The sequence below is a fragment of the Streptomyces sp. NPDC091376 genome, assembly GCF_044757085.1.
Taxonomy (GTDB): domain Bacteria; phylum Actinomycetota; class Actinomycetes; order Streptomycetales; family Streptomycetaceae; genus Streptomyces; species Streptomyces pratisoli.
Genome location: NZ_JBIVUF010000006.1, coordinates 150,721 through 172,100, shown reverse-complemented (window position 1 = coordinate 172,100; position 21,380 = coordinate 150,721). Strand labels below are relative to the sequence as shown.

Sequence of the window (21,380 nt, the reverse complement as noted above, 5' to 3'; positions counted from 1 at the left end):
GCCACGGGCAGCGAGCACCGTGGCGGCCCGGGGCGGGGCCGTGGCCTTGCGTGCGGACAGGGCCGGATGAGGGAGGGATCAGGGCCGGATCAGGGGCAGGAGCCTGAGGAGCGGGTCCGTCAGTACGCTCCGCCGACGGAGGCCTTGGCGTTGGCGTCGTCGTACGCGCGATCGGCGATGATCACGTTCTCCGGGATCTCCTCGCCGGCGTAGAACTTCTGCACGGTGGCGAAGGCGAGCGGGCCGAAGCGGGGGTTGGACTCGATGACGGCGTTGAGTTCGCCGTTGGCCAGCGCCTGAACGGCATTGCGGGTACCGTCGATGGAGACGATCTTGACATCCTTGCCCGGACTCTTCCCGGCGGCCTTCAGGGCGGTGACGGCGCCGAGCGCCATCTCGTCGTTCTCCGCGTAGACGGCGCTGATGTCGGGCTTGGACTGGATCAGCTGCTCCATGACCTGCTGACCCTTGTCGCGGGCGAACTCACCGGTCTGCTGGGCGACGATCTCCAAGCCCGGCGCCTCGGCCTTGATCTGGTCGACGAAGCCCTTGGTGCGGTCGGTGGTGACGTTGTTGCCGGACGCGCCGAGGAGGATCGCGACCTTGCCCTTGCCGCCGGTCGCCTTGATCATCGCATCGGCCGACCGCTTGCCCTGCTCGACGAAGTCGGAGCCGAGGAAGGCGAGATAGTCCTTGCAGGCCGTGGCGTTGACCTTGCGGTCGATCGTGAGGACGGGAACCTTCTTCGCCGCGGCCGCCTGGAAGGCAGGCTCCAGACCGTCGGAGTTGAGCGGCGCGACGATGAGGAACTGGGCGCCCTGAGCGAGCATGTCCTGGATGTCGCTGATCTGCTTGGGCAGCTGGGACTGGGCGTTGGTGGTCAGAAGCTTCTTCACACCGACCTTGGCGGCTTCGTCCTTGATGGACTGCGTCTCGGCGATCCGGAACGGGTTGGCCTCCTTCTCCGACTGGGAGAAGCCGACGATCGCGTCCTTCAGGTCGAGCTTCGGAGCGCCGTAGGTCTCCAGCTTGCAGCCGGGACCGGACGACGCCGCCGGTGTCCGGACCGCCTGGGCGGCCTGGCCGTTGTCGCCGCCGGCGTCGTTCGCGTTCTCCGACTTGGCACATCCGGAGAGGGCCAGCGTGGCGGTGGCGACGACCAGAGAGGCGACAGCGAGCGTGCGGGATCGCTGCGGAAGGGTCATGGGAAGACACTCCTTGGCGGGGGGACAGCACCGCCGAGTGGCGTGCGGTCGGGCGGGGTGGACAGGCCGAGCCGGCTGCCTGGGGGCGGACGTCCGGCAGACGTGGTCAGTACGGTCCTGACCAGGGAAGACGTGGGCCCGGAAGCCTCCGAGATGCGGTCGGCGGCTCCGGCTTTACAACGTTATAACGCTGGTGGAGCAAGCCCGGCAAGAGTGTGGTGCAACGTTTCCGAGATGCCTGTGATCCCTGAACTTCCCGCCGTCATGGCGGTGATGACGTCACATCAGGTGAGTGTGTGCGAGGGGTCTGGACAGCCGCTGGAGGGCGTGCTGTCATTCCGCTGCGACACAGATTTCCAACGTTGAAATGCTCGGCGGCCGTCTCGGTCGGCCGCTCCGCGCCGCTCCGGCGCCGGTGCCGTGCGGTGCCGTGCCGTGCTGAGGCCGATCCGGTCCGCCGCCGGTCGGAGCACGTTCACGGGACTGTGCGGCGACCCGCCATGTGTCATGGCCCCCAGCCGAGCACGGCAACTCGCCGGAGCCTTTCAGTCGTTCCGCCGCTCCCAGGTCCGGTTCCTGATCCCCTCTGTACGAGGAAAGATTCGATGACGAGACAACACACCCGCCCACGAGCCGTAGCGAGGGCGCTGCTGATCGCTGCCGCTCTGGTGCTGCCGGCGAGCAGCCTGGCCCCCACCGCATCGGCCGCGGAGCCGACCGGCGCGGTCACCTTCCCCGCAGAGCAGGCCTCTGCCGAGAACCGCTCCGTCGTAAACCGCTCCGCCGAGGCCGAGAACCGCTCCGTCGTGAACCGCTCCGCCGAGAACGCCGCCATCGACGTACACGGCCTGAAGGGCGAGTACTTCAGCATGTCGGCGCCGGGCGCCAGGGACTTCGCGGAACTCGGCGGCACCTCCCTCGATCCGCAGATCAACTTCCCCGGTCTGGCGGCCACCTTCGAAACGCTGACCGGAAGGTCCGAGCACACGACCGCTCGCTGGACGGGTGCGATCGAGCCGCCGGCCAGCGGCGCGTACACCTTCCACGGCATCGGCGACAACGGCTTCCGGCTCTTCATCGACGGCAAGCCGGTCATCGACCACTGGGTGGGCGACTGGGACAAGGAACAGACCAGCGCACCGGTCGAGCTGACCGCCGGTCAGAAGCAGGACTTCCGGCTTGAGATGTTCCAGGACGTCGGCGGGGCGAACATGTTCCTGCGCTGGTCGACTCCGGCGCTGCCGAAGCAGCTCGTACCGGACTCGGCGTTCACCCCGCCGGCCGACTTCGAGGTCTATCCGGTGGAGCTGTCCGTCCCCGAGGACGGCCGGAGGCTGCGGGCGACCTTCGAGAACAGGGTCACTGACATCCGGGCGGTCAAGGACCACCTGAAGATCGAGGCCGACACGACGGCCATGCCGATCAGGTCGGTCGCGGTCGCCCCCGGTGACCCGAAGTCCCTCCTCGTCACCCTCGCCGAGCCGATCCAGAAGAACCAGCAGGTCAAGGTTGTCTACGACGGCGAAGGCGGCCTCAAGAACGGCGAAGAGACCGTGCCGGAGATCATCCGGTACGCGCAGAACGGCTCCACCCACCGCCTCCTCACCCCATGGGGCGAATCCCTCGACGAGAAGAACCCACTGCCCGAGTACCCCCGCCCGCAACAGGTGCGCGGCAAGTGGAAGAACCTCAACGGCCCCTGGCAGTTCAGCGGTGCCCGCGCGGGCGAGCAGCCCGTCTTCGGCAAAGACCTCGACGAGAAGATCATCGTGCCGTTCCCGGTCGAGTCACAGCTCTCCGGGATCGAGCGGCACGAGGACCACATGTTCTACCGCAAGCTCGTGAACGTGCCCAAGGACTGGAAGGCAGGCAAGGGCAACCGGCTGAAGCTCAACTTCGGCGCCGTCGACTACCGGGCCCGCGTCTGGGTCAACGGCAAGCAGGTCGCCGAGCACACCGGCGGCTACAACGCCTTCAGCACCGACGTCACCGCGGCGCTCACGGGCACCGGACCGCAGGAGGTCGTGGTCGCGGTCACCGACACCGGCGGCGCGAACCAGCCGATGGGCAAGCAGTCCACCAACCCGGGCGGCATCTTCTACACCCAGTCGTCCGGCATCTGGCAGACGGTCTGGATGGAGCCCGTACCCGACGCCTCGATCGACAACGTCGTCACCACACCCGACATCGACACCAGCAGCCTGGCCGTGACCGTCGAGTCCGACGACGCCTCCCCGGCCGCCCGTGTCGAAGCAGTCGCCCGCGACACCCGCGGCAAGATCGTCGGCAAGGTCAGCGGGCCCGCCAACAGCACGCTGCGCCTGCCCGTGGCCGAGCAGCACCTCTGGAGCCCCGACGACCCGTACCTCTACGACCTCGACGTCGAACTGACCGACGGCCGGTCGACGGACACCATCGGCAGCTACTTCGGCATGCGGAAGATCGGCATCGAGAAAGTCGGGGGCTTCAAGAAGCTGGTGCTCAACGGAAAGCCGGTCTTCTCCCTCGCCACGCTCGACCAGGGCTTTTGGCCCGACGGCCTCTACACCCCGCCCAGCGACAAGGCCCTTGCCTTCGACCTCGAAGCCCACAAGAAGCTCGGCTTCAACGCAGTCCGCAAACACATCAAGACGGAGCCGGCCCGCTGGTTCCACCACGCCGACAGGCTCGGCCTGCTGGTGTGGCAGGACTTCGTCTCCGGCAACATCACCGACGAGACGGGCCGGAAGGCGTTCGTCGACCAGGGCCGGGAGATGATGCGGCAGCATCACAACGCGCCCTCGGTCGTCGGCTGGATCGTCTTCAACGAGGGCTGGGGCGAGTGGAACCGCGAGGAGACCGGCCGCATCGCCGAGTCCGTCAGAGCCGCCGACCCCTCCCGGATCGTCAACGCCCACAGCGGAGTCAACTGCTGCAACTCCAAGGGTGACTCGGGCAAGGGCGACATCATCGACCACCACGACTACAACAACACCGACCCCGCATTCCCCGACGAGAACCGTGCCGCGATGGACGGCGAGCACGGAGGATTCACGCTCCGCACCCCGGGCCACATGTGGCCGGGCGCGCCCACGGTGATCTACAGCGGTGTCGCCGACAAGGAGGCACTGACGCGCAAGTACGTCGAGAACACCGAGAAGTTCTACCTCGAGGCAGCCGGAGCCGAGCTCTCCGGCTCGGTGTACACACAGATCACCGACCTGGAGAACGAGCTCAACGGCCTGTACACCTACGACCGCCGGGAGATCAAGATCGACCCGGTCAGGGTGCGCGAGATCAACCGCAAGGTCATCGCCGCGGGCGCAGCCGCCGGTGAACGGGACGAGCTGAAGGGCGGCGCTTCCTGGGCCCTCGACGAGGGCAGGGGCACCACCTCCGCCGACGCCGGCCCCAACAGCAGGACCCTGCGGCTCACCGAAGGCACCGCCTGGACCCCCGGCGTCCGCGGCAGCGCGCTGGAGTTCGACGGCCAGGGCCGGTTCGCCGAGACCGACGGCCCCGTCCTCGACACCACCAAGAGCTACTCGATCTCCGCCTGGGTCACGCTCGACTCCCTCCCCGGCAACTACGCGACCGCCGTCAGCCAGGACGGCCGGCGCCAGGAGAACCCCTTCTACCTCCAGTACGGGCAGGGCGCGTTCGCCTTCAGCACCCCCGGCGGCAACCGCGCCCGCCTGGCGACCACGCCTGAACTCGGCCGCTGGTACCAGCTCGTCGGCGTGCGCGACGCCGCGAGCAACAAGATCGAGCTCTATGTCGACGGCAAGCTCGTCGCGACGGCAGCCCCCGGCCCCGCCGACGTCAGCACCGGACCGCTCTCCGTCGGCCGCGCCCGGTGGAGCGGCGGCAACGTCGACTTCTGGCACGGCTCGATCGACCAGGTCCACGCCTACGACAAGGCGCTCACCGCCGAGGAGGTCAGCACTCTCCACGCCCAGGAGAAGCCGTAGCGCCGACCGTCACCAGGAGCACCGGCGAGCGGTCCACGTCCCGCTCGCCGGTGCTCCGCACACCCCTCGCGCGACCAGGCGGAGATCGCCGAGCGTCCGGCACGCCTCTTCCGAGAACCGTGTGAATCCGCCGGGGTGACCACGGTCGGCCAGTGCCCGTCGACCAGCTCGACCGTGGCGTGGGGGACTTGCGCTTTCCAGGTGCGTTCGGACCCTGACCCGCGACGGCCACGGGCTCGGAACCGAACCGGTGTACGAGCCGTTCTCGTTGCGCGTGTATCGGACGGCAGCAGCGGGGACGGCGTGTGGAGGAGGTCACGATGGACCGGTCTCCCGGCGACGTGCGGGAGGACAGGCCTCGACAAGGTCGAGAACGCCTCGTGGAAAGGCATGCCCGCGAATGAGCCGTCCGCTGCTGCACAGGCACTTCCCGCCGCTGGCCGATTCCCTGCCCCACCTCCGGCTGGGCAGGGAACCGACACCGGTCCGCCGGCTGACCGCGCTGACCGCGGCGCTCCCGGTCTGGTGCAAGGACGAGAGCGGATACGGAGAGGGCGGCTGGGGCGGCAACAAGATCCGGAAACTGGAGTGGATCCTGCCCGACGCCCGCCGCCGCGGCGCGCATACGCTCCTCAGCGTGGGCGGACTCGGTACGAACTGGGGCCTGGCCGCCGCCCTCTACGCCCGGGAACAGGGGCTGGCGACCGCCCTCGCGCTGATCGACCAGCCGGTCGACGACCATGTCCGTGCGCAATTGGCGCGGCTGCGCCGCTCCGGTGCCACGCTGCACTTCACCCGGACCAAGCGGCGGACCGTCGCCGCCGCCCCCTGGCTCTTCCTGCGGCACTCCTCGGGCGGCCGGCTCCCCTACTTCCTGCCCGCGGGCGGTTCCACACCTGTCGGCACCCTCGGATACGTCGAGGTCGCCTTCGAGCTGGCGGCCCAGGTCGCCTCGGGTGAACTGCCAGAGCCCTCCCATGTGGTCACGGCGGTCGGTTCCGGGGGCACGGCGGCCGGGCTGGCGCTCGGCCTGCGGCTGGCGGGGCTGCGCAGCAGGGTGGTCGGTGTGGTCGTCAACGACACGCTGCGCCTCGACGCACCGGGCATCGTCGCGCTGGCCGACCGGACGGAACGCCTGCTCCGAAGGCGCGGCGCGGACGTCGCACGGACCGGCCTCACCGCGGCGGACATGACGGTGGTCAGGGACTGGCTGGGCCCCGGCTACGGCCATGCCACCCCGGAGGCTGCTCGGGCGCTGTCCCTCGCCGCGGCCACGGCGTCGCTGGAGCTCGAACCGGTGTACACCGGCAAAGCACTGGCGGCGCTGCTCGCGATGGCCCACGACCGGCGTCTGGATCCGGGTCCGGTGCTCTTCCTCAACACCAACGGTCCTCGCTGATCTCCGGCGCACCGTGGACGGACGGACGGACCGACCGCCCGCCGCCCCGCGCAGGTGACGAGCATCACGATCATCACCACCTTGACGGGTGACGAATCGGGCTGCAATCATCTGGTCACCGCTTGAACCGGTGACCCGCGGCTCTGCTCCGCGGGCGAGTCCATCACGGAGAGTCCGTCACGGTACCGATCTCGGTACCGGCGACGCTCGTGCAGTGCGGGGAACGACTCGTGCGGCACTCGGAACAATACGAGGACCCTGGCGCGTTCAGTCAGCGCGCACATCGATCCGGGCTCCGCGCGGTCGGCTCAGCGAAGTGAGCGTGAACTTCATATCCACGACCCCGCCGCAATGGTGGGCGTTGCTGTCAAGCACGGTGGGAACGCCGTATGGAGGAGGAGTCGAATGGGGCAGGAACGCAAGAACACCGACCCGGCGCAAGCGTCGCGCAGCCTGCGGTTCTCCAAGCTCCCGGAGCGTATCCGCCTCGAGGACACCGTGGAAGAGCACCAGGCCGCGCCGCACGACTCGGTGAGCGGTGCGTACAACCCGGATTGGTGGCTCATACGTATGGGTGGCCTGTGACCGGGCGGTCGGCCGATGTGACTCTTCCTCGAGGGAGGCCGCTGTGAGATCACGGAAGATGCTTGTCCGGTTGACGTCGATCGCGGCCGCCGGTGCAGTCGCGGTCGGATGCTTTCTCCAGGTCTTCTGAGGGCTGTCCCGCAATCGGAAGCGGGCGCGCAGTGTGGGCTCACAGCCCGTAGCGGACTGCGCGCCCGCAGTGATGCGGCGGCGGGCGGCTGTCGGCAGGGAATGCGGCGCGAGGATTCCGCATTGATTAAGCGTTCAATAAAATGCACCGGACGGTGGACCGTGCAGAGGCTGCGCGGTCACTTCGACCTCGGAGGCAGGGATGCCTGAGCTGGGGCTTATCGACACCGGCGGCATCCTGTGCCAGCCATGGGTGAGTCCGGACCGGACCAGCAGTGGCCTGGGCTGGGAGCACGCCTACGTCTCCACGCAGAGTGAGCAGCCGTATCGCGCGAGATTCGACGCGGCGGCCACACACCTGCTGATCCTGCATCTGGACGGCCCGGTGACCGTCAGGCGCCGGTCCGGCCCGTCGACGCAGAGCCGGCAGATCCCGGCCGGGGGCATCTTCCTCCACCCCGCGGGCCGCGCACTGGACGTGGAACTGCAGGAACGGCTCAACACCGTCCACCTGTACCTGAGCGACACGGCGCTGCAGGACGCCCACGGCCATGACGGGACGGTCGAACTCGCCGAGGAGCTGGGCAGCTCGGATCCGCTGGTCGAACAGCTCGTCCTGGAGCTGGACGGCGTCGTACGGCGCTGGGAGCCGTCCGCCCGCACCTACGCCGATCACCTCGTCACCACGCTCGCCGCCCGGCTCGCCCGGGCCCACACGGCCGGCCGCACGGCCGACCCTTGGGACGCCGAGCACGGCGGTGCGCTCTCGGGACTCAACGCCCAGCAGCTGATGTCCGCGAAAGAGCTGATGGAGGAGCGGATCTCCGAGCCTCTGCCCGTGTCCGCGCTGGCCTCGGCCGCAGGCCTCAGCGCGAGCCAGTTCAGCAGGCAGTTCAGAACCAGCACCGGCAGGTCTCCGCACCAGTTCCTGCTGCAGTTGCGGCTGGACCACGCACGCAGGCTGCTTCGCACCACCCGGCAGCCCATCGCCGAGGTGGCCCTGCGCTGTGGCTTCTCCCACCAGGAGCATCTGACCCGTGTGATGCGCGCCAAGCTGGGCACGACCCCCGCCGCCTTCCGCCGCGCCGCCTGACCCTTCTCGCGTCCTGCCGCGCCGCCCGACCTCCGCCGTACTCGGCCCCGCCGCCCGGGTCCTGGCCATGCTCCGCCGGGCAGCCTGACGCGCGTCACCTCACGCCCCGCCGCCCCACCCACGTGCCCTCCTCGGCACCGCGTGCGCCTTCGCCACCGGCGCCCTTCGCGCCGATCCTGCAGAAAGACGCGCGGAACGTGCAGGAACGGGAACCCCGAGGTCCCCACACTCGGTGACAGACATCCAGGGACACGGCACTAGCGAAGGCGGGACTCGATGGGGAATTTCGTCTACACCTCTCATCCCTCGCGGATCATCTTCGGCACGGGAACGGTCGGTCAGGTCCGCGACGAAGTCGAGCGGCTCGGTGGATCCCGAGTTCTCCTCCTGTCCAGCCCACCGGTGGCCAAGGCCGCCGCCCGGGTACGGGAAGTCCTCGGGGACGCCACCGTCGCGGAGTTCGACGGTGCGGCGATGCACACCCCGGTGGACGTGACCGAACGCGCCCTCGGCGTGCTGCGGGAGCACTCCGCCGACTGCCTTGTGGCGGTGGGCGGCGGTTCCACCACCGGGCTGGCCAAGGCACTGGCGCTTCGGACCGGTCTGCCGCAGCTGATCCTCCCGACCACGTACGCCGGCTCCGAGGTCACCCCGGTACTCGGCGAGACACGCGACGGGCGCAAGACCACCCAGTCCTCTCCGGAGATCCTGCCCGAAACCGTCGTCTACGACGTCGAGTTCACCCGGGACCTGCCGGTGGGCATGTCCGTCACCAGTGCGGTCAACGCCCTGGCCCACGCGGTGGAGGCCCTGTACGCGCCGCAGGCGAACCCGGTGATCGACGGCATGGCGCTCGACGCGGTCCGCAAGGTCGCCCGCGCCCTGCCACTTCTCGTCGCCGACCCGCACGACGCCGCGGCACGCGCCGACCTCCTGCACGCCGCATGGCTGTCCGGCACCTGCCTCGCCGCCGTCGGCATGGGGCTCCACCACAAGCTGTGCCACACACTGGGCGGCACGTTCGATCTGCCGCACGCCCAGACGCACACGGTGATCCTGCCGCACGCCATGGCCTACAACGCCCCTGCCGCTCGGGACGTCATGGACCGCATCGCCGACGCACTCGGCGTGACGGACGCGCCGAGCGGGATCTACGACCTGATCGCCTCCCTGGGCGGCCCCACCTCCCTGCGCGAACTGGGCATGGCGGAAGGGGACCTGCCTCGGGCCGCACAACTGGCCACCGCCACGCCGTACCCCAATCCCCGTGAGCTGACCCCCGAAGGCATCGAGGGCCTGCTGCACGACGCGTGGGAGGGCCGTCGCCCGGCGGTTCTTCCGGCCCCGGCCCCGGCCCCGGCCCCGGCCACGGCCCCGGCCCCGGCCCCGGCCACGGCCCCGGCCCCGGCCCCGGCCACGGCCCCGGCCCCGGCCCCGGCCACGGCCCCGGCCTCGGCCTCGGCCCCACTCCCGGCGTCGGACCCACAGGGAGCCGCTTCCGACGTCGAGCTGCTGACCGCGCAGGTGCTGGCGAGTTTCGCCGACGCCCCCGATCCGCGGGTGGGACAACTGCTCGGTGACCTCGTCCGGCACCTGCACCACTACGTGACGAGCAACGACGTCACCGAGTCCGAGTGGCAGTACGCGATCGACTTCCTGACCCGGACCGGGCAGCTCTCCACCAGCACCCGCCAGGAGTTCGTGCTGCTGTCCGACACACTCGGTGTCTCCAGCGTCGTCGATCTGCTCACCAACTCGCGCACCCCGCAGACCACCCCGTCGGCGGTCCTCGGGCCGTTCTACACCGAGGGCCCGCCGGAGACCGCCCAGGGCGGCGACCTCTCGCAGGGCGTGGCCGGCACTCCGCTGTGGGCCGACATCCGCATCACGGACACCGACGGGCTGCCCCTGCCCGGTGCCGTCGTGGATGTCTGGCAGGCCAACGAGGACGGGTTCTACGACGTCCAACTGCCGGAGCTCGAGGGCCCGGTGCTCCGGGGACGCCTGCGCACGGACGACGAGGGGAGGCTGCGCTTCTGGACGATCCTGCCGGCCGAGTACCCGATCCCGGACGACGGACCCGTCGGACAGATGCTCCGAGCCGTCGGCCGTCATCCCTACCGTGCCCCGCACGTGCACTTCATGATCTCCGCACCCGGCCACCAGCGCCTGGTCACCCAGTTGTTCGTGGAGGGCGGGCCCTACATGGACTCCGACACCGTCTTCGGTGTCAAGGAGGGCCTGATCGCCGACTTCGAACCCCGCGTCGGACCGACCCCGGACGGCCGCGTCGTCGACGGGGAGTGGCGCAGCCTGCACTTCACCTTCCGTATCGCCCGCCTCGCCACCGGCTCGGCACGCTGATCAGGAGCAGTCCGATGGAATCGACCCAGACCTACGACACCGACGTCCTCGTGGTCGGCAGCGGCCCCGCCGGTGGCTCCGCGGCCCTCCTCCTGGCTTCGTACGGCGTTCGCACGCTGCTCGTCACCAAGTACGGCTGGCTGGCCAACACCCCCCGTGCGCACATCACCAACCAGCGCACGATGGAGGTGCTGCGCGACCTCGGTGTGGACGCCGAGGCCGCCGAAGCCGGCAGCCCCGCCGAGCTCATGGGCGACACCGTGCTGTGCACCGCCCTGGCCGGCGAGGAGATCGGCAGGATCCGCAGCTGGGGCACCGGTCCGCACTCCGCGACCGAGTACGGCACCGCCAGCCCCGCGCAGATGATCGACCTCCCGCAGACCTACCTGGAACCGATCCTGGTGAAGAACGCCGCCGCGCGGGGAGCCAAGATCCGCTTCGACACCGAGTTCCTCGACCTCGAACAGGACGCCGACGGGGTCACCGCCCGCCTGCGGGACCGGGTGCGCGGCGACGAGTTCACGGTGCGGGCCCGCTACCTGATCGGTGCCGACGGCGGTCGCAGCAGGGTCGCAGAGCAGATCGGGCTGCCGATCGCCGGGCAGAGCGGCAAGGCCGGCAGCATGAACATCACCTTCAAGGCCGACCTCTCGCGTTACGTGGCCCACCGCCCGAGCGTCCTGTACTGGGTGATGCGTCCCGGCGCCCACATGGGCGGCATCGGAATGGGTCTGGTGCGCATGGTGCGGCCCTGGAACGAGTGGCTGCTCGTGTGGGGATACGACATCGACCGGCCCGCACCGGACATGGACGAGGCGGCCGCCCGGGACATCGTGCACGACCTCATAGGCGACCGGGACATTCCCGTCGAGATCACGTCGAGTTCGCTGTGGACGGTCAACCACAGCTACGCCACGACGTACTCGTCCGGGCGGGTCTTCTGCGCCGGGGACGCGGTGCACCGGCACCCGCCGTCCAACGGTCTCGGCTCCAACACGTCGATCCAGGACTCGTACAACCTGGCCTGGAAGCTCGCCATGGTCATCCGCGGGGAGGCCGGGCCGGGGCTCCTCGACTCCTACACCGCGGAGCGGGCACCGGTCGGCAAGCAGATCGTCGATCGCGCCAACCTGAGCCGCGACCAGTTCGGCCCGGTCTTCCAGGCCCTCGGCCTGGACGGGTACAGCGAGGAGGACGACATCGCCCGGGGCCTCGCCGCGTGCCGGGGCGAGACGGCCGACGGTGCCAAGCGGCGCCAGGCGCTGGAAGAGGCCATCCAGCTGAAGAACTACGAGTTCAACGCCCACGGTGTCGAGATGAACCAGCGCTACGTCTCCGCCGCGGTCGTCGAGGACGCAGGTCCGGCCGAGGTGTCGACAGGTGACCCGGAGCTCATCCACCGGCCCACGACCCGCCCCGGCGCCAAACTGCCGCACGCCTGGCTCGTCGACGGCGGAGGCCACCGGATCTCCACGCTGGACGTCGTCGGCAAGGGCTCCTTCACGGTCGTGACCGGGCTGTCCGGTGGGGTGTGGGAGGCCGCCGCGGCCGACTGCGGAAACGCTCTGGGCATTCCCCTGAAGTCCGTCCGCATCGGCGCCGGGAACAGCCGCGACGCCTACGGCGAGTGGCGCCGGACATCGGAACTGGCCGAGGACGGTTGCCTGCTCGTCCGGCCCGACGGGCACATCGCCTGGAGGTCCGCCTCGGCGCCGGAGACCGAACCCTCCGCGTACGAAGAGCTGCTCGGCGCGCTGAAGACCGTGCTGCACCGCTGACAGCGCCGGCGCGCCGGCAGCCGCTGAGCAGTGCGGAGCAGTGCCGGGCAGTTCCGGCAGCGCGCGGGACGCGCACACGACCGATCGACCACTCGAACAAAGGCAGGCGCCACTCGCGCTGTTGCCGAACCGAACGGAGTGCGGTGCACATGGACAAGGTGGTGGCCGGCGCCGAGGCGGCGCTGGCGGACGTCGAGGACGGAGTGTCGCTCGCCGTGGGCGGCTTCGGCCTCAGCGGCGTCCCCAATGTGCTGATCCAGGCGCTGTACGCGACCGGCGCCAGCGAGCTCGGCGTGGTGTCCAACAACTGCGGTGTCGACGGCGGCGGCCTCGGGATCCTCCTCGCCGCGGGGCGCATCGCCCGCGTCACCGGCTCCTACGTGGGCGACAACAAGGAGTTCGCCCGCCAGTACCTCTCCGGCGAACTGCTGGTCGAGCTGACACCTCAGGGCACGCTCGCCGAACGCCTGCGGGCCGGCGGCTGTGGAATCCCCGCCTTCTTCACGCCCGCCGGGGTCGGCACCCAGGTCGCCGACGGCGGACTGCCCTGGCGCTACTCCCCCGGGGGAGACGGCGTGGCCGTCGCCTCACCGCCCAAGGAAGTCCGCGAGTTCGACGGCCGGCAGTACGTGCTCGAACACGGCATCACCACCGACTTCGCCCTCGTCAGGGCCGCCAAGGGCGATCGTCACGGCAACCTCGTCTTCCATCGGTCGGCCCGCAACTTCAACCCGCTCGCGGCGATGGCCGGCCGCGTCACGATCGCCGAGGTGGAGCAGCTGGTCGAGCCCGGCGAACTGGACCCGGACGAGATCCACCTCCCAGGCGTCTTCGTCCAGCGTGTGGTGGAACTGACGCCGGAGCAGGCCGCGGACAAGCAGATCGAACGGCGTACGGTCTCCGCGCCTCCGACACGAGAGACGGTGCGGCACTGATGCCTTGGACCAGGGACGAGATGGCCGCCCGCGCGGCGGCCGAGATCCAGGACGGCGACTACGTCAACCTCGGCATCGGCCTGCCGACACTGGTGCCCCAGCACATGGCCGAAGGCATCCACGTGGTGCTCCAGTCGGAGAACGGCATCCTCGGCGTCGGCCCGTATCCCGACGAGCACGACGTCGACCCCGACCTGATCAACGCGGGCAAGGAGACGGTCACGGTACTGCCGGGCGCGAGCTTCTTCGATTCGTCACTGTCCTTCGGGATGATCCGGGGCGGTCACATCGACGCCGCGATTCTGGGGGCCATGCAGGTCTCCGCCGCCGGGGATCTCGCCAACTGGATGATCCCCGGCAAGATGGTGAAGGGCATGGGCGGTGCGATGGACCTCATCCACGGAGCCCGGCGGGTGATCGTCGTCATGGACCACTGCGCCAAGGACGGCAGCCCGAAGCTCGTCGCCGAATGCACCCTGCCACTGACCGGCCGGGCGTGCGTCGACCGTGTCATCACCGACCTCGGCGTCCTGGACGTTACCGAGCACGGTCTCGTCCTCGTCGAGACCGCTCCCGGCGTGACCACGGACGAGATCATCGCCCGCACCGCCGCGCCGGTCCACGTTCCGGCCCCCGTCCGCTGACCTCGGGTCGGCCCCTGCACCCGCCGGCCGGGTCCCGGACAGCCCCGGACCGGCGGGATCACCTTCCCCCAGCTGTTCCTCGCAACCAGAAGGAGTCCCGATGAACGAGCGCCCGCGGGACGTCTACGTCGTCGACGCCGTCCGCACCCCGATCGGCCGCTACGGCGGTGCCCTGTCCGCCGTGCGCCCCGACGATCTCGCCGCCGGCGTACTGCGCCATCTGCTCGACCGCAGCCCCGCCCTGGACCCGGCTCTCATCGGCGACGTGCTGTTCGGGAACGCCAACGGAGCGGGGGAGGAGAACCGCGACGTCGCCCGCATGGCCGTCCTGCTGGCCGGACTGCCCGTCACGGTGCCCGGATCCGCCGTCAACCGGCTGTGCGGCTCGGGGCTGGAGGCCGTCGTGCAGGCGGCCCGCGCCGTGGCGCTCGGCGACGCGTCGATCGCCGTGGCCGGCGGGGTGGAGTCCATGAGCCGCGCCCCCTGGGTCCTGCCGAAACCGGAGCGGGCCTTCCCCGTCGGCAACCAGCAGCTGTACTCCACCACCCTCGGCTGGCGGATGGTCAACCCGCGCATGCCCGAGGAATGGACCATCCCGCTCGGCGAGACCGCCGAGCTGATCGCCGACAAGTACGGCATCACCCGCGAGGCCCAGGACGTCTTCGCGCTCGCGAGTCACGAGAAGGCGGCCCGGGCCTGGAAGAACGGTGCGTACGACGCCGAGGTGGTTCCCGTCGAGGGTGTGGACCTTCCTCGCGACGAGGGCATCCGGGACGACACCTCCCTGGCGGCGCTGGCCCGTCTCAAGCCCGTCTTCCGCGCGGGCGGTACGGTCACGGCCGGCAACGCCTCACCCCTCAACGACGGTGCGGCGGCACTGCTGCTGGCCGACGAGGCCGGGCTGGCCGAGATCGGCCGTGAGCCGCTGGCCCGGATCCGGGCCAACGCCGTCACCGGCATCGAGCCGCAGTACTTCGGCCTCGGCCCGGTCGAGGCCATCCGCAAGGCCCTCGCGAAGGCCGGGCGCGACTTCGGCGACCTGCGCACCGTCGAACTCAACGAGGCCTACGCCGCCCAGGCACTGGGCTGCCTCGCGGCCCTTCCCGAACTCGACCCCGGCCTCCTCAACCCGAGAGGCGGCGCCGTCGCCCTCGGCCACCCCCTCGGCGCCTCCGGCGCCCGCATCACCGGAGCGGTCGCCCACCAACTCGCGGAAGCGGGCTCGGGCACGGGCCTGGCCGCACTGTGCATCGGCGTCGGCCAGGGCATGGCCCTGATCCTGGAACGCTGAGTCGCGCTCCGGCCGTTGACGGGGCGGCGTCGCCCCCGGCCCGCTCAGGGGTACGGGTACGGGTACGGGTGCGGGTACGGGTACGGCGCCCCTTGAGTGTGTGGTGTTCGCCGGGTGCTCAGGCCTGCTGCCTGGCGAAAAGCTCCAAATGGCCGCACTTCGGGCAGCGGTATGCGTCGATCTGCCAGCGGGGCCGCCCCATCCGCTTTGCGCCGCCGAGTATGCCGCGCTCAAGGGGGCCGGCGATCCATCGGGCATAGCCCCGGGAGTGCTCGCCGGCGTCTTCGACGAACCCTGGTTCCAGATCGGTGGTGCCGCACTGCGTGCACTTCATGGTGTCCACCGCGAGAGTCTAACGACACGCCGTGCGGTGCACCCGGTGCACCCGGTCGCAGTCAGGCCCGCAGGTACGTGAGGACGGCCAGGACCCTGCGGTGGTTCTCGTCCGTGGGAGGCAGATCCAGCTTGGTGAGGATGTTGCCGATGTGCTTGCCGATCGCGGCTTCCGAAACCACCAGCTCTTTGGCGATCGCGCCGTTGGACCTGCCCTCGGCGACGAGTGCCAGCACCTCGCGTTCGCGCGGGGTGAGCTGCTCCAGCGGATCGCGGCGACGGCGCAGCAACTGGCGCACCACCTCGGGGTCGACCACGGTCCCGCCGTCCGCCACCTTGTGCAGGGCATCCACGAACTCCTCGACCTGGCCGACTCGGTCCTTGAGGAGATAGCCGACGCCCGATCCGTCGCCGGAGTCCAGCAGTTCGGCGGCGTACGTCCGTTGCACGTACTGGCTGAGGACCAGGACCGGGAGGGTGGGCCGCTTCTCGCGCAGCCGCACTGCCGCGTGCAGGCCCTCGTCCTGGAAACCGGGCGGCATGCGTACATCCGTCACCACGACGTCGGGGGCATGCTCCTCGACAGCGGCGATCAGTGCCTGCGCGTCCCCGACGGCCGCCACCACCACGTGGCCGCAGCGGCTGAGCAGGCCGATGAGTCCCTCCCGCAGCAGCACGCTGTCCTCGGCCAGTACTACGCGCAGCGATCGGCCGCCATGGTCAACTCGCAAGGAAACTCCACACGCAACAGAGTCGGTCCACCCGGCGGACTGGTCAGGACAAGTCTGCCATCCAGGACCGACACTCGGTCCGCGAGACCGGTGAGGCCGCTGCCCGCCGAGGGGTCCGCGCCACCGCAGCCGTCATCGCGTACCTCGAGGAACAGACGTCCGTCGCGATGACCGCCGCTGACCTGCGCGCGGTCGGCCCCGCTGTGTTTGGCGACGTTGGCGAGCGCCTCGCAGACCACGAAGTACGCTGCGGACTCGACCGCCTGGGTCGGCCGGCCCGACAGTTGGAGACCGACGTCTACGGGGACCACGCAGCGGTCGGCGGCATCGGCGATCGCTGCCTGAAGGCCGTAGTCGGTGAGGACCTTGGGGTAGATGCCGTGGATGAGCTCGCGCAGTTCCGCGAGCGTCTTGCTCGCCTCCTCGTGTGCCCTGGTGACCTGGTCGGAGAGCGGGCCGGGCGGGGCATCGAGTCGGGTCAGGCCGAGGATCATCGTCAGGGCCACAAGGCGCTGTTGGGCGCCGTCGTGCAGATCGCGCTCGATACGGCGCCGTTCGGCCTCGAAGGCATCCACCAACCGGGCCCGGGAGCGTGCCAGTTCGACCACCTTCGCGTCGAGCTCCCCCTCGCGGGAGGCGATCAGCAGCCGGGCCAGCTCGGCGCGGGCGCCCGCCGCGGCGCCGAGCACGTAGGCGCCCACGCCCATCAGGAGCAGGCCAAGTACAGCGATGCCGAAGGCGGCCGGCCAGGTGGTGACCGTCCACTGCTTGAGCACCTTCGCCTCATCACCGTCGCCGACCGTGATCATCAGCAGGGGCGTGGCGGCCATGGACAGCGGGAACAGCAGGGCGACCGTGATCGCCAGGATGTCGACCGGCCACAGCAGAAGGGCGAACAGCACGGTGTACCCGAGCTCCCGCCAGGTCGCCTGCTCACGCAGCCTGGTGGTCAGCCAGGCCCACAGTCCCGGCGCGGTCGGCACCTGGTGCCGGCCGGACACCGGGCCGCGGTCGATCAGGCGCAGCCTGCGCCGCTCCACCCAGGCCACCGGGATCCCGCTGAGGGCGACCAGGACGAGCAGAGGAAGCCCCACCAACACGATGGCAAGCGCGCCGCCGACCGCTGCCATCGTCACGATCCCCACCAGGGCGGCGACGCCGGTCACCACGCCGGTGAGCAGATACGCGGCGGAGCGCCATGGCCAGGCCGACAGCAGGAAGCCCGGCCCGGACATGGCCTGCCACACATTTCGAGGGTGCATGTGCATGACCGTAAGTGGCCTCATCGGTCGGTGCCATCGGTCCTGAGTCCGTATCGGGGGTAGGCCTGGCCCTACCTCAGGTCTCGTTCTGGCCGTACTGCGGCCCCCGGGGGTTCTGCGGTTTCGTGGATGCACCAACGAGCCAACGAGCCAACGAGCCGAGGAGCAGGTGCTGGTGGGGGGACACATGACCAAAGACGCGATCCGAATGCGCTCCGTGACACGGCGGTACGACTCGGGCGGCACATCCGTCACCGCCCTCGAACAGGTATCGCTCGCCTTCCCGAGAGGGACGTTCACCGCCGTGATGGGCCCGTCCGGTTCCGGCAAGTCGACCCTGCTGCAGTGCGCCGCCGGCCTGGACCGGCCCACGTCGGGCTCGATCACCGTGGGCGACACGGAGCTGACCACGCTGAGCGAGACCAAGCTGACCCTGCTGCGCCGCGAGCGCATCGGCTTCGTGTTCCAGGCGTTCAACCTGCTGCCCTCGCTGACCGCCGAGCAGAACGTGGCCCTGCCGCTACGGCTCGCCGGCCGCCGACCGAAGAAGGCACAGGTGCGCGAGGCGCTCCGGCAGGTGGGACTCGACGACCGGGCGCGGCACCGGCCCACGGAGATGTCCGGCGGTCAGCAGCAACGGGTCGCTCTCGCCCGCGCCCTGATCACCCGGCCCGAAGTGCTGTTCGGCGACGAGCCGACCGGCGCGCTCGACTCGCAGACCGGCCGAGAGGTGCTGACCCTGCTGCGAGGCATGGTCGACCGGGACGGTCAGACGATCATCATGGTCACCCACGACCCCGTCGCCGCCTCCTACGCCGACCGCGTCGTCTTCCTCGTCGACGGCCGTGTCAACGGCGAGCTGATCGGCGCCTTTGCCGAGGACATCGCGACGCGCATGACCAAGCTCGAGGCGGCGCCGTGCTGAGCACCACGCTGCACACCCTGCGCACCCGCTGGATCACCTTCGTCGGCAGCTTCGTCGCCCTCTCCCTGGGCGTGGCGCTGATCGCCGTCATGGGGCTGGCCCTGGCCTCCTCGCTGGACGCACCCGACCGGAGACCGGAGCGGTTCGCCGCCGCGCCGGTGGTCGTCAAGGGCCAGGACACCCTCGAAGTGCCCACCTCGATCGGCGACCGCGCCCAGAAGCTCGCGCAGCCGCGTGCCGTGCCCGGCGAGGTGCTCGCGAAGCTGCGCGACCTCGGAACCGTCATCGAGGACCGGTCGTTCGCCGTGCGTGCCGAGGGCGGGCCCGCCGATCTGGTGGGCCACCCCTGGTCCACCGCGGCCTTCGCACCGTACGCGCTCGACGCGGGACGCGCGCCCGAGGTCGCGGACGAGGTCGTCGTCAGCGGTGACTGGGCCCGTCCGGGCAGCCGGGTGCGGACCGACGGCGGCACCGTGCGCGTCGTCGGTACCGTGGCCGGACTCGGCTTCGAGAACGCCGTGTTCTACACCGACGCCCGCGCCGTCGAACTGTCGCCGCGCACCCTCCAGCTCGTGGTCGACGCCGACGTGACGGCCGTGCGCGAGGCGGTGCGCGGCAGCGAGGGCGTCCTGGTCCTCACCGGGGAGACGCGCCGGTACGCCGACGCCGACCCCGACCGCGACAGTGAGGCGCTCACCGCGATGAACGCCATGTTCGGCACGGCCGGCGGCGTCACCGGATTCGTGTCGGTGTTCGTGGTGGCCTCCACCTTCGCGTTCGCGGTCGCCCAGCGGCGCCGCGAGTTCGGACTGCTGCGCACCGCCGGGGCAACCCCGGGCCAGATCCGCCGCATGGTCGTCTCCGAGGCGCTCGTGGTCGGTGCGCTCGCCTCGGCCGCCGGCTGCGTGCTCGGTTCCTACGGGGCTCCGAAGCTCGCCGAGTGGGCGGTCTACGAGGGCCTCGCGCCCCGCTGGTTCACCATCGGCGACGACATCTGGCCCTACCACTTGGCTTTCTGGACGGGCCTGTTCGTCGCCCTGTGCGGCGTGCTCGCCGCGTCGTGGCGGGCGGGTCGCACCGGTCCCACCGAGGCGTTGCGCGAGGCGTCCGCGGACACCCGGGCGATGACATGGGGCCGATGGCTGTTCGGCGCGGCCCTGCTGCTCACCGCCGTGGTGACGGCGGCCCTGGCCCTGATGACGAACCCGGGCGACCTGCTGCAACGCAAGACCTATGTGAGCCGGCCCATGCTGCTGATCACCGCGGTCGCGCTGCTCGCGCCGGTGCTGGTTGTGCCGCTGGCCCGGCTGATCACCTGGCTGCCGGCCCAACTGCCCGGTCCCGGCGGGATGCTGGTACGGGAGAACGCCGCGTCCGGGGTGCGCCGTACCGCCGCCGTCGCTGCGCCCGTGCTGGTCACCGTCGCGCTGGCGGGCTCGCTGCTGGGCGCCACCGCCACCCTCGGCGAGGCGAGGGCCACCGAGGTGCGTGAGCGGACGACAGCCGACCTCGTGGTCGGTCCCGCGGGCGACGCCGGCTTCGACGAGGCGACGCTGAAGCGGCTTCGGGCCGTGTCCGGTGCCGAGGTCTCCGCGAGCTCGTCGAGCGCCGTGTACGTCCTGGAGGACGGCGTGGCGCTCATCAGGTCCGATGCCAGGGCCGTCGAGCCGGAACCACTCGCGGCGACGGCGCAACTCCCGCTCTCCGCAGGGAAGGTGAGCGACCTGGACGACGACTCGATCATCGTCAACGAGGAGTGGGAGAAGCACTCCGTGGGCGAGCGGGTGGACGTCTGGCTCGGAGACGGCACGAGGAAGTCCCTGAAGATCGCCGCGGTCATGACCATCGGCACCGGCAACAACGGCGTCTACCTCACCCCGCGCAACGCCGCCGCAGCGCCCGTCGACCGGGTCGACGTACGCCTCGAGGACGGTGCCGACAGGGCCACCGTGACCGCCGGTCTGCGTCAGGCGGTTCGGGAGTCGGGCGGGGAGGTCCTCACCAGGGACGCCTGGGTGCGGGCCACGTACCCCGAGGCCAACCGGACGACCCGGACGGGCTTCTTCCTGGTCCTCGGGATCGCCCTCCTCTACACCGGTATCTCCCTGGCCAACACCATGGTCATGGCGACCTCCGACCGGGTGCGCGAGCTGGCCCTGCTACGGCTCGCCGGCGCCACCGGGTGGCAGGTGCTGCGGCTGGTGGGCACCGAAGCGCTGATGGTGGTCATGGTCGGCGGACTGCTGGGAGCACTGGTCGCCGGGCTCAACCTGGTGGGTATGTGGAGCGCGCTGGGCCTGCTCTCGGTGTGGACGTCCATCGAGATCCCGTGGGCGACGCTCGCGGCGGCCATGGGCGCCTGCGCGGTGCTCGCCGTGATCTCGGCGGTCGCTCCAGCCGGCCTGTCCCTGCGCCGCGGGGCGGTGGAGCTGGCGGGCGTACGCGAGTGACCTCTGAACGGCGCCGGCCTGCCCGGATGATGCCGCGCCCGGGCAACCGGGCCTGCGCTTCCACCAGGCGGCCGGCGTCCAGCCGACAGGCATCGCGGATGCTGAGGCGTGTGGGGAGCGGTGAGGGCGCGACTCCTGAGCCAGGGAGGTCATGGCGGGCGACGCTACCCGTCGTCATTCGCCCTGGGCACCGGACTTGTGTCTCGGACGAGGGTTCAGGAGTCGTTGACCCAGTCGTCCACGCCTCGGCTCCTCCGCGCCGGCACAAGCCCTACGCGCTCGCCGGGCGCTGAAGGAAGTTCAGCG

Annotated in this window: 15 protein-coding genes; 11 read left to right on the top strand and 4 right to left on the bottom strand. The window is 70.5% G+C overall.

Translation table 11 applies throughout. The features are described from left to right. Positions 1 to 119: 119 nt before the first annotated feature. A complete protein-coding gene (locus ACIQMR_RS15110) occupies positions 120 to 1,205 on the bottom strand; it encodes an ABC transporter substrate-binding protein (protein ID WP_401386189.1) in 1,086 nt (361 codons plus the stop codon). 605 nt (positions 1,206 to 1,810) lie between these two features. Between ACIQMR_RS15110 and ACIQMR_RS15105 the strand changes: the two genes are divergently transcribed. The 9 genes from ACIQMR_RS15105 to ACIQMR_RS15065 all read left to right on the top strand — a co-directional run bounded on the left by ACIQMR_RS15105 (position 1,811) and on the right by ACIQMR_RS15065 (position 15,373). Next, entirely contained in the window at positions 1,811 to 5,155 is a 3,345-nt protein-coding gene (locus tag ACIQMR_RS15105; protein WP_401386186.1) for a LamG-like jellyroll fold domain-containing protein, read from the top strand. 400 nt (positions 5,156 to 5,555) lie between these two features. Beyond that, on the top strand, positions 5,556 to 6,554 hold the full coding sequence (locus ACIQMR_RS15100) for a 1-aminocyclopropane-1-carboxylate deaminase/D-cysteine desulfhydrase (RefSeq protein ID WP_401386183.1): 999 nt from the start codon (positions 5,556 to 5,558) through the stop codon (positions 6,552 to 6,554). A gap of 405 nt (positions 6,555 to 6,959) precedes the next feature. Then, positions 6,960 to 7,139: a hypothetical protein gene (locus ACIQMR_RS15095; protein ID WP_401386180.1), complete on the top strand. Its 180-nt coding sequence runs from the start codon at positions 6,960 to 6,962 to the stop codon at positions 7,137 to 7,139. A gap of 331 nt (positions 7,140 to 7,470) precedes the next feature. Continuing rightward, positions 7,471 to 8,361, top strand: a complete 891-nt coding sequence (locus ACIQMR_RS15090; RefSeq protein WP_401386177.1) for a helix-turn-helix domain-containing protein — start codon at positions 7,471 to 7,473, stop codon at positions 8,359 to 8,361. Between the two features lie 276 nt (positions 8,362 to 8,637). Further along, on the top strand, positions 8,638 to 10,725 hold the full coding sequence (locus ACIQMR_RS15085; protein ID WP_401386174.1) for a maleylacetate reductase and hydroxyquinol 1,2-dioxygenase domain-containing protein: 2,088 nt from the start codon (positions 8,638 to 8,640) through the stop codon (positions 10,723 to 10,725). Positions 10,726 to 10,739: 14 nt separating this feature from the next. Beyond that, positions 10,740 to 12,503 (top strand): FAD-dependent oxidoreductase, encoded by a 1,764-nt coding sequence (locus tag ACIQMR_RS15080; protein ID WP_401386171.1) that lies wholly within the window; start codon positions 10,740 to 10,742, stop codon positions 12,501 to 12,503. A gap of 149 nt (positions 12,504 to 12,652) precedes the next feature. Then, on the top strand, positions 12,653 to 13,438 hold the full coding sequence (locus tag ACIQMR_RS15075; RefSeq protein ID WP_401386168.1) for a CoA transferase subunit A: 786 nt from the start codon (positions 12,653 to 12,655) through the stop codon (positions 13,436 to 13,438). Beyond that, on the top strand, positions 13,438 to 14,082 hold the full coding sequence (locus ACIQMR_RS15070; RefSeq protein ID WP_401386165.1) for a CoA transferase subunit B: 645 nt from the start codon (positions 13,438 to 13,440) through the stop codon (positions 14,080 to 14,082). Before ACIQMR_RS15075 ends, ACIQMR_RS15070 begins: the two co-directional genes overlap by 1 nt. A gap of 100 nt (positions 14,083 to 14,182) precedes the next feature. After that, on the top strand, positions 14,183 to 15,373 hold the full coding sequence (locus ACIQMR_RS15065; RefSeq protein ID WP_401386162.1) for a thiolase family protein: 1,191 nt from the start codon (positions 14,183 to 14,185) through the stop codon (positions 15,371 to 15,373). Positions 15,374 to 15,491: 118 nt separating this feature from the next. Here ACIQMR_RS15065 and ACIQMR_RS15060 read toward each other — a convergent pair whose 3' ends face one another. From ACIQMR_RS15060 to ACIQMR_RS15050, 3 genes are all read right to left on the bottom strand, one after another. Then, complete coding sequence (locus ACIQMR_RS15060) at positions 15,492 to 15,707, bottom strand: hypothetical protein (protein ID WP_401386884.1); 216 nt, start codon at positions 15,705 to 15,707, stop codon at positions 15,492 to 15,494. Positions 15,708 to 15,768: 61 nt separating this feature from the next. Continuing rightward, positions 15,769 to 16,437, bottom strand: a complete 669-nt coding sequence (locus ACIQMR_RS15055; protein WP_401386160.1) for a response regulator — start codon at positions 16,435 to 16,437, stop codon at positions 15,769 to 15,771. Beyond that, complete coding sequence (locus tag ACIQMR_RS15050; RefSeq protein ID WP_401386881.1) at positions 16,401 to 17,672, bottom strand: sensor histidine kinase; 1,272 nt, start codon at positions 17,670 to 17,672, stop codon at positions 16,401 to 16,403. The genes ACIQMR_RS15055 and ACIQMR_RS15050 overlap by 37 nt, the downstream gene beginning before the upstream one ends. Before the next feature lie 214 nt (positions 17,673 to 17,886). Here ACIQMR_RS15050 and ACIQMR_RS15045 point away from each other — a divergent pair, with 214 nt between their 5' ends. Beyond that, positions 17,887 to 18,624, top strand: a complete 738-nt coding sequence (locus ACIQMR_RS15045) for an ABC transporter ATP-binding protein (RefSeq protein ID WP_401386157.1) — start codon at positions 17,887 to 17,889, stop codon at positions 18,622 to 18,624. Next, complete coding sequence (locus ACIQMR_RS15040; RefSeq protein ID WP_401386154.1) at positions 18,618 to 21,074, top strand: FtsX-like permease family protein; 2,457 nt, start codon at positions 18,618 to 18,620, stop codon at positions 21,072 to 21,074. The genes ACIQMR_RS15045 and ACIQMR_RS15040 overlap by 7 nt, the downstream gene beginning before the upstream one ends. The last annotated feature ends 306 nt before the right edge of the window (positions 21,075 to 21,380 follow it).

Excerpts from the sequence above, each read along its gene's own strand:
- ACIQMR_RS15065 (WP_401386162.1), top strand. The coding sequence starts at position 14,183 with ATGAACGAGCGCCCGCGGGACGTCTACGTCGTCGACGCCGTCCGCACC.
- ACIQMR_RS15095 (WP_401386180.1), top strand. The coding sequence starts at position 6,960 with ATGGGGCAGGAACGCAAGAACACCGACCCGGCGCAAGCGTCGCGCAGC.
- ACIQMR_RS15080 (WP_401386171.1), top strand. The coding sequence starts at position 10,740 with ATGGAATCGACCCAGACCTACGACACCGACGTCCTCGTGGTCGGCAGC.
- ACIQMR_RS15050 (WP_401386881.1), bottom strand. The coding sequence starts at position 17,672 with ATGTCCGGGCCGGGCTTCCTGCTGTCGGCCTGGCCATGGCGCTCCGCC.
- ACIQMR_RS15110 (WP_401386189.1), bottom strand. The coding sequence starts at position 1,205 with ATGACCCTTCCGCAGCGATCCCGCACGCTCGCTGTCGCCTCTCTGGTC.
- ACIQMR_RS15100 (WP_401386183.1), top strand. The coding sequence starts at position 5,556 with ATGAGCCGTCCGCTGCTGCACAGGCACTTCCCGCCGCTGGCCGATTCC.
- ACIQMR_RS15105 (WP_401386186.1), top strand. The coding sequence starts at position 1,811 with ATGACGAGACAACACACCCGCCCACGAGCCGTAGCGAGGGCGCTGCTG.
- ACIQMR_RS15070 (WP_401386165.1), top strand. The coding sequence starts at position 13,438 with ATGCCTTGGACCAGGGACGAGATGGCCGCCCGCGCGGCGGCCGAGATC.
- ACIQMR_RS15090 (WP_401386177.1), top strand. The coding sequence starts at position 7,471 with ATGCCTGAGCTGGGGCTTATCGACACCGGCGGCATCCTGTGCCAGCCA.
- ACIQMR_RS15085 (WP_401386174.1), top strand. The coding sequence starts at position 8,638 with ATGGGGAATTTCGTCTACACCTCTCATCCCTCGCGGATCATCTTCGGC.
- ACIQMR_RS15045 (WP_401386157.1), top strand. The coding sequence starts at position 17,887 with ATGACCAAAGACGCGATCCGAATGCGCTCCGTGACACGGCGGTACGAC.
- ACIQMR_RS15060 (WP_401386884.1), bottom strand. The coding sequence starts at position 15,707 with ATGAAGTGCACGCAGTGCGGCACCACCGATCTGGAACCAGGGTTCGTC.
- ACIQMR_RS15075 (WP_401386168.1), top strand. The coding sequence starts at position 12,653 with ATGGACAAGGTGGTGGCCGGCGCCGAGGCGGCGCTGGCGGACGTCGAG.